The following is a 7731-nucleotide window of genomic DNA, read 5'->3' on the forward strand; positions in this document are numbered from 1 at the left end:
ATCGATCTCGGCGAGCTCCTTGCGCAGCCGTTCGGCGCGATCGGCCAGCACGACCCTTCGCTGCATCACCCAGACCAGCACATCCGCCACCAGCAACCCCTTCCCACCCGGCTCTCCTCGGAGCCTACGAGACACCCCCAACCCGGCATTCCGATTCCGGCGAACCGGCAACGCACCGGATGATCACCTGCTACCGATCACGCCCCCGGCCGGCACGAGCACCTCAGCCCCCGCTCACGCCAGCCCCATGACCAGCGAATTCAGGTTGAACAACGCTCATTGAACACGGAGGACGAGCCGGACCCTGACTGGGAAACCGACTTCGACTTCATGTGACGCCGCCCAGCAACACGGTCACGCCCGCTCATCCACCATGTACCCCTTCGACGCGCGACAGGGCTGCGTGGTCGGCGCCGGCTCGGGGTGCCCGAGCCACCATGGTCGGTGCGGTGGTCGGACTGTGATAAACGGGATCGCACCCCACGTCCCGCACCAACTCACGCACGCGTGCCAGGGCTTCCTGGTCGCCGGTGAGTTGCCTGCGCGTCACGATCGTCTTCCTACCGGATCCGCCCTCAGGCGGATCCGGATCGGCAAGCTGTCAGGACAGCACGGCGGGGCAGCTGGTGCCCCGTGGTGGGACTGCCAGGTCGGTGAGATAGCTGTCCACGGCGTCCTCCATACACGGGCCGCTGGTGACGCTGCCGTGGCCGTGGCCCTCGTAGGTGAGGAGCACGCCGCTGCGGCCGAGTTGCCGGGCCACCGAAACCGCCCACGGGTAACCGGTGGCGGGGTCGTGCAACGCGTTGGACACCAGGATCGGCGGGGCACCGTGTGCGTCCAGGCGGTGCTGCGGGTTGGCGGTCGACGCGCCCAGACACGCCGCTGCCATGTGGATCGGCAGCAGGTAGGGCAGGTCAGGCGCTGTCATCTTCATCATGGCGACGAGCGAGGCGTACTCCTGGTAGTCGCGCACCGGCAGGCGCCAGTCCGAGCAGAAGACCGGGGTGGCCGAAGGCAGCGGCGCTATCGAGGTGGGCGACGCGGGCAGCGGCTTGCTCGCGTCCATCCGCGCGATCGCCGTGGCCAGGCCCGCGTAGTCGGCCTGGTAGAACTTCCGGAACGCGATCTTGTTGACCAGGTCCGAAGAAGACAATGTGGTGCCCGGCTTCGCCGGGTCCTCCAGCTCGCCGCGCCCGGCCCGGGCCAACAGGCCCTGCCAGACAGCGCGGACGTCGCGGGCGTGCAGCGCGCAGTCCGCGGCACTGTCACACCACTTCACGAACTCCTGGAATGAATCCTCTGCTGTAGCCACCTCGGACTGCAGAAAGTCACGGGTGGTCGGGACGCTGTGGTCCATGACGCTCTCCAGCACCATCGCGCGCACGCGGCGCGGGTAGGTCTCGGCGTACTGTGCCCCGAGCAGCGTGCCGTACGAGCTGCCGTGGAAGGTCAGTTTCCGCTGGCCGAGGGCGGCCCGGAGGGCGTCCAAGTCCCGGACCGTCTGGGCGGTGTCAAGATGGTCGAACACTGGGCCGGTACGGGCCCGACAGTCGGCACGGAGCCGCCTGTTGTACGCCATGGTGGCGTCGAAGTCCGCCTGGCTCTTCAGCTCCGGTGACGGCCGCTCGGCGAGCAGGTCGCCGGAGCAGGTCACCGGGTTGCTGCTGCCCACGCCGCGTGGGTCGAAGCTGACGATGTCGAACCTGCGGCGGACCTCGGGGCTGAACCGGCTGACACGGCCCACCACCATCTCCACACCCGAGTCGCCCGGCCCGCCAGGGCCGAACACCATCGAGCCGACGCGTGCGCCGGGGTCGGTGGCCTTGCGGCGGGCCACAGCCAGGTCGAGTCTCGGCCCATCCGGGTGGGCCCAGTCGACCGGCACCGAAAGAGTGGCGCACTCGGCTCCCGGCTTCGCCAGGTCATCACATGGTGCCCAGCGCAGGGCACCGGTGGCAGACGGCGACGCGTGGACCGCGGGAGCGGCGGCGAGGCCGGTGATGACGGCCATGGCGGCTCCCACGACCATGGCCGTGCCCCGCGCGGCGATGCGCCGCAGTGCGGATCTGCCCCTTACCAACGGCATGGATCCTCCTCGTGAAGAGAGCGGTTGTGTCAGGCGTACGGGCCCGGCCGGGGCACCGTCGTCACGTTAGGTGCACGGTCGTCCATGTGGTGCCCCTGTCAGGGGCTTTTCCGGGTCGGGTCAGGGACCACTCAGGGGCGATCGGGCACGGGGCAAAAGCGGTCAGGGTCGGGTCAGGGGAGGGATCCGTCGCAGTCTCAATCGATCTGTCAGCCAGGACGCCGACCTCTACAAGGAGGCAAACACCGTCGAACTGCTGACCAACAGTGAGGTTCCCCCGGCGTGCGGGAGGTGCTGATCAGCTGGTCAGTGTGGGTTGACGGGGTTTCAGGTTCGTTCGTTCGGCCGTTGCCTGGTCGGCGTAGTGCTTCTCCTCGAACTCGATCGGGCTGAGGTAGCCGAGCCGCTTCTGGATGCGCCGGGAGTTGTAGAAGCCGTCGATGTACTCGAACAGTGCGAGGTTCGCCTCGGCCCGGGTGGCGAAGACCCGGCCGCGGATGCACTCCGTCTTGATGATCATCCACAGGTTCTCCGCGAGGGCGTTATCGTAGCTGTCGCCGACCGAGCCCATGGATGCCTCAACTCCCGCTCGTAATAGTCGAGTTGTCAGCTTCACGGACGTGTACTGGCAGCCGTGATCCGCATGGTGGATCAGTCGGCCCGGCTCGACTTCCCGGCTCGCGAGCGCGTACTCCAGCGTGGTCAGGACCAGGTCGGCGTCCGCGCGGGCTGAGGTCTCCCAGGCCACGACCCGGCGCGAGAACGCGTCCCGGATCGCCGAGAGCCACAAGGGCCCCTCACCGGTGGTGATCATGGTGAGGTCGGTGACCCACAGCCGGTTCGGCGCCGGTGCGGTGAAGTCGCGCTCGACCAGGTCCGGGGCGAGCGTGGCCTTGGGGTCGCGGCGCGTGAAGCCGCTCCGGCGCGGGCTGATCCCCGCGATATCGGCCTCGCGCATCAATCGCTCGACCCGCTTGCGGCCCACGTGGACGCCCTTGCGCTTGAGCACGGCGTGCACGCGCGGCGAGCCGTAGATCCCACCAGAGCCGGCGTGGATCTGCTTGATCTGCTCGGTCAGCTCGGCGTCCCGGCGCACGCGCTCACACGGCTCGCGTTCGGCGCGGCGCCAGCGGTAGTAGGTGGAGGAGGCGATGGACAGTTCCCGCAGTACGGGCTCGACCCCCAGGTGCGGGTGCTCATCGAGGAGCGCGGTCACCTGGGCCGGGTCGGGTCGGTGAAAGTCGGCCCGGGGCGCGGTTCCGGCCTTTCGGCCGGCCCGTTTCCCCGGACCGCTTCCCGAACCCGGCGGGCACCTCTCAGTGCACCGGGCTCTCCACAAGCCCCGAAATGGACCGTGTGTTGGGTATCCTCATCCCGCGATGGGCCAGGGAGCCGGGATAATCGAACCTCGGTAACGGTAGCGGGTCGTGCCTACCTTCTCGGGATCGAACAGCTCCCTGTTCTCACTGGTGGGCCACCATCCACCGCCGCAATAGCGGTGGCGGAGTTCCTTCCAGGTGGACCGGCGGTGTTTGCGCCGGATCCATCGCCAAACTGTCTGCCACGTGTAGTGGCTCAGATAGGAGAAGGTCGCGGAGGACACTCCTGGCCGGAAGTAAGCGCACCAGCCCCGCAACGCCATATTCAGTCGACGCAGCAGGTCATCCAACGGTTGGTTCACTTCGACCTCTCGGCACAGCGTCTTGACCTTCCGTTTCACGGCCTGGACAGCCTTCTTCGCGGGGTAGGTGTAGACGTAGTGCTGCCTGGTCCCTCTCTTGCGGTGGCGCTGGATGTGCCATCCGAGAAAGTCCAGGCCCTCATCGATATGGGTGATCAAGGTCTTCTCCGGTGACAGGCGCAGGCCCATCGCGGACAAGACCCCAGCGATTTCCTCACGCAGGACCTCGGCATCAGCTTTCGAGCCGAAGACCATCAGGCACCAGTCGTCCGCGTACCTAATAAGTCGGTAGTTGGGCAGACCATGGCGGTGCCGTCTGGCGCGGTCCACCTTCCCAGCAGTCGGGCCTCCCGGCGCCTGGGCGATGTACTCGTCCAGGACCGACAGCGCCACGTTGCTGAGCAGAGGCGAGAGAATCGACCCCTGTGGGGGTTCCGGCGGTGGTTTCCCGCAGCAGGCGGTCCTCTCCGAGGATGCCCGACTTGAGGAAGGCCTTTACCAGTTCCAGGATGCGTCTGTCGCCGACTCGGTGCCGCAACCGGTCCATCAGGGCCGGATGCGATATTTCGTCGAAACAGGCCGTGATGTCTCCCTCGACGATCCACTCATAATTGCGTGGCCGCGAAGCAAGATAGCGCACCTCGGCTACCGCGTCATGGGCCCGGCGGTTCGGGCGGAACCCGTAGGAACACGGGAGGAAATCCGCCTCGAAAATTGGCTCCAGCACCAGTTTCAAGGATGCCTGGACCACCCGGTCGGTGACGGTCGCGATCCCCAGGCGGCGGAGCTTCCCACCGGCCTTCGGGATCATGCGTTCACGCACCGGTAGCGGGCGGAAACTACGGTCCTTCAACTGCAACCGCAGTCCGTCAAGGAAATCCCCGACGCCCTGCATGGCCTCGACGGAACGCACCGTGCGCCCGTCCACTCCAGCCGCGCGGGCACCCTTGTTACCCCTCACCCGATCCCAGGCCACCAGAAGGAAGCCCGGATCGGCAACGAGATTGTAGAGGTCGTCGAACCTGCGATGAGAGTCATCACGAGCCCAACGGTGCAGCTTGGTCTGGATATTCAGTACCCGTCGCTCCGCCGTGTATACGGCGTGCTCCAGTTCGTCGGTATTCACCAGCGAAAACCTCCCGATATTCCAGCAGTCTCAACTGCTGACTTGCTGGCCCCCTTCGCCCTGCGGCCGTCTCTCACGGCCTCCACGGCGGGTCGTCACGCCCGCGACTACTACGGGGCCTCCGCCCCATCCCACGGCCTTCAATCGGCAACGGACCTGCCCACCGCTGAACTGGCTGTCCAACAAGAGGGCGACCGCGGATGGTTCCCACGTTCACCATGTGATCGATCGGTCAGGGAGGCGCCCAGCTCTACTCCGGCAGCATCGCCACGCTTACGCCGCAGACCTTCGACGTGGCCTCCTCACCGACACAGCTACACGGCTTCGGAGTTGGGATCCCGACTCCTTGAGTCGGACGTCCCACGCACTGCACACCGGCCCATATCCACCAGATTTGACCCGGCTTCGCGCTTACGGAGCTTCCACCACTGGTTCGCTCTCGCTACACCTTCTGACCTTGCTGAACGGGCCCGCACCGTCTGGTAGTTCCGGTACGTCCCGCCTTCGTCGGGGCCGCTTGCCACCCTCACCGGCGTTCCCCGGATCAGGCTGCCCCCAAGCTTCGATCAGGCCGCTGCGACGGCCTGACGGAAGTGGCCTTTCACCACCTCTCGATCAACATCGCGCCTCGTGGCGCACAGCTGGGCCGCGAAAAAAGCCGAGGCCGTCCGCAGGACCTCGTTCGCCCGCTTGAGCTGGGCGTTCTCCTTGCGCAGCGCGGCGAGCTCGGCGCGCTCGTCGGTGGTGAGCCGGTCGTCGCGCTCGCCGGCGTCCGCCTCGGCCTGCCGGATCCAGCCGCGCAGCGCCTCCGGGTGCACCCCGAGGTCGACGGCCAGCTTCTTGATCTGCGGCTTCGGATCGGCAGTGCGATACATCCGTACCGCACGCTCACGCAACTCCAGCGAGTACTTTCTGGGGGCAGCCATGGTCGACGTTCCTCTCATGAGTCCCATCTGACCCTCTGTCACCAACCTCCGCATCTCGGGGGAACCTCACAGGCGCAAGGCCGCGGCATCGCCACCCGATACGGCAAGACCCCAGACAGCTACTTCGCCGGCCTACTCCCGCGTGCCTCGAGTGACCGCATAGACGGTCTCGCGGGTCTCCTTCCCACCGGTCTCTTTGCGGCGGCGGTGGACGCGGAGGGCGAGCTTCGCGTGGGGGAAGGCGATGCCGCCAAGGTTGTCGGCGATGGCGAGAGTCTTGATGGAGCGGGACTCGCGACGGCCGTGTCCCTTGTTCGAGGCGGTGTGCTGGATGGCCACCGCATGCCAGTCCAGACCGTCCAGTTGGGCCCAGGCGGTGGGCTGATTGGGCTTGATCACGGCCACGTAGTGCGCCTTCTTGGTCTCGGCCAGCCAGGCGACATTGGCTTTGACGGAGTGCAGCGCGTCGAAGGTGACCACGTCTCCGTCCAGGTCGAGCGGTGCAAGCAGGGGCTGGAAGTGCCGTGTCTCGTTGGTTTTGGACCCAACCTCAGCCTGGGCGAGGGTGACCGGGCAGCCGTGGGTGACGGCGGACAGCAGGTGCCGGCGGGGCTGGTCCAGGCGGGCGGAGCCGCGCAGTGCCTTGCCGTCCACGGCGATCACCCGTCGCCTGTCCGGGACTGCGGCGGTATGGCGGTGAGCCAGCCAGGCTCCCACGGCCGCATCGAGTGCGTCGGTGTCGAGACGCTCGAGGACCCTCCCGATCGCCGACCTGGAGGGTGCATGCCGCCGGCGCAGCAGGTGACGGCGCACGCCGAGCGTGGCGAGCAGCCCTGTGTCGGCGCGGGCGCCCCACTCGGCGAGTTCGTCGATGGTCCGGGCTCCCGAGACCGCAGCGGCCGCGCAGACCAGCAGGATCGAGGTCAGCGAGTACCAGCGGCCCCGCCGGGAGCGAGGATCGGGCACCGCATCCAGGAAGAACTGCACCCATGAGGGTCGAGTGTGTCAAGGCGTGACTGGTTCCGGCCCGTGGTTGCCCGATGGCGCCGGGCCTTGGTGTCTGCCGGGTGTTCCTCCCGCTGGTGTGGCGTGGCGCGCGGCTGCAGATTGTGGCGCGAGGATGTGAACGGCTTTTGCGGTACTGGTGGTTGGTCGTCCCCGAGTGGTGAGCTGGCCGGCGGAGTCGTCTCACATGCACCCATTCGGCCCCGGGCTCGTCGTCCGGTGCCATGGCCGTGGTTCGGGGAGCGGGCTGCTCAGTCAGGTCATCGAGCGCGGCGTGGCCGGCTCATGCAGTTTTGCGAGCGCGCCCGGGTCCAGCGACCGCCGACGGGCGGTGTGGTCGTCGGCGGTTGTCCGGCTGTTGGGTCTCGAGGTCGTGCAGGACGTGGTAGGCACGGGTGATGAGCTTGCGGGCGATGGCGGTGGTGGCGATCTTCTTTCCGCGGCGGTGCGCGATGGTCTGGTAGGCAGCCGTGAACTCGGGCGATCTTTTGGCGGTCTGGGCGGCCTCGCACAAGATCCATCGCAGCCATGCCGAGCCCTGCTTGGAGATGTGCCCGTGCCGCACGGTCAGATCCGAGCTGCGGACGGTGGGAGTCAGCCCGGCCCAGGAGGCGAGTTTGCGGGCGGAGGAGAAGCGGGAGACGTTGCCGACCTCGGTGACGATCACCAGCGCGGTGAGCACGCCGACGCCGGGTAGCTGCATCAGGGCCGTCACCCGTGGATCACCGCGTGCCTGAGCGGCCAGCTGCCGGTCCAGGGCGTCAATCGGCTCCTTGAGAGCGTCGAGGAGTACCAGCAGCTGGTCGATGACGGTGCGGGAGGCGTCCGGCAGATCCAGGCCGTCCAGCCAGGCTCGGCCCGCGGCGGTGAAACAGGCACCGGCCCGCTCCAGGCCGTGTTCGGC

7 protein-coding genes are annotated in these 7731 nt (G+C 67.5%); all 7 read right to left on the minus strand.

Going from position 1 to position 7731, the window contains the following annotated elements:
- Positions 1-601 precede the first annotated feature (601 nt).
- A complete protein-coding gene (locus ACWD5D_RS44540) occupies positions 602-2089 on the minus strand; it encodes an alpha/beta hydrolase (RefSeq protein WP_451378462.1) in 1488 nt (495 codons plus the stop codon).
- Between the two features lie 298 nt (positions 2090-2387).
- The gene (locus ACWD5D_RS44545) at positions 2388-3428 is read right to left on the minus strand and encodes an IS3 family transposase (RefSeq protein WP_451378463.1); all 1041 of its coding nucleotides are present in this window, start codon (positions 3426-3428) and stop codon (positions 2388-2390) included.
- A gap of 30 nt (positions 3429-3458) precedes the next feature.
- A complete protein-coding gene (locus ACWD5D_RS44550) occupies positions 3459-4163 on the minus strand; it encodes a group II intron maturase-specific domain-containing protein (RefSeq protein WP_451378464.1) in 705 nt (234 codons plus the stop codon).
- Positions 4048-4896, minus strand: coding sequence for a reverse transcriptase domain-containing protein (locus ACWD5D_RS44555; RefSeq protein ID WP_451378465.1), 849 nt, complete (start codon positions 4894-4896; stop codon positions 4048-4050). Before ACWD5D_RS44555 ends, ACWD5D_RS44550 begins: the two co-directional genes overlap by 116 nt.
- A 566-nt stretch (positions 4897-5462) precedes the next feature.
- Positions 5463-5822: a transposase gene (locus ACWD5D_RS44560; protein ID WP_451378466.1), complete on the minus strand. Its 360-nt coding sequence runs from the start codon at positions 5820-5822 to the stop codon at positions 5463-5465.
- 132 nt (positions 5823-5954) lie between these two features.
- Entirely contained in the window at positions 5955-6788 is an 834-nt protein-coding gene (locus ACWD5D_RS44565; RefSeq protein WP_451378467.1) for an ISAs1 family transposase, read from the minus strand.
- Positions 6789-7110: 322 nt separating this feature from the next.
- The coding region (locus ACWD5D_RS44570; protein ID WP_451378468.1) for an IS110 family transposase at positions 7111-7731 on the minus strand (621 nt) is incomplete at its 5' end.

The organism is Streptomyces sp. NPDC002520 (assembly GCF_053595235.1).

Coding starts and splice junctions, on each gene's coding strand:
- ACWD5D_RS44560 (WP_451378466.1), bottom strand. CDS start 5,822: ATGGCTGCCCCCAGAAAGTACTCGCTGGAGTTGCGTGAGCGTGCGGTA.
- ACWD5D_RS44540 (WP_451378462.1), bottom strand. CDS start 2,089: ATGCCGTTGGTAAGGGGCAGATCCGCACTGCGGCGCATCGCCGCGCGG.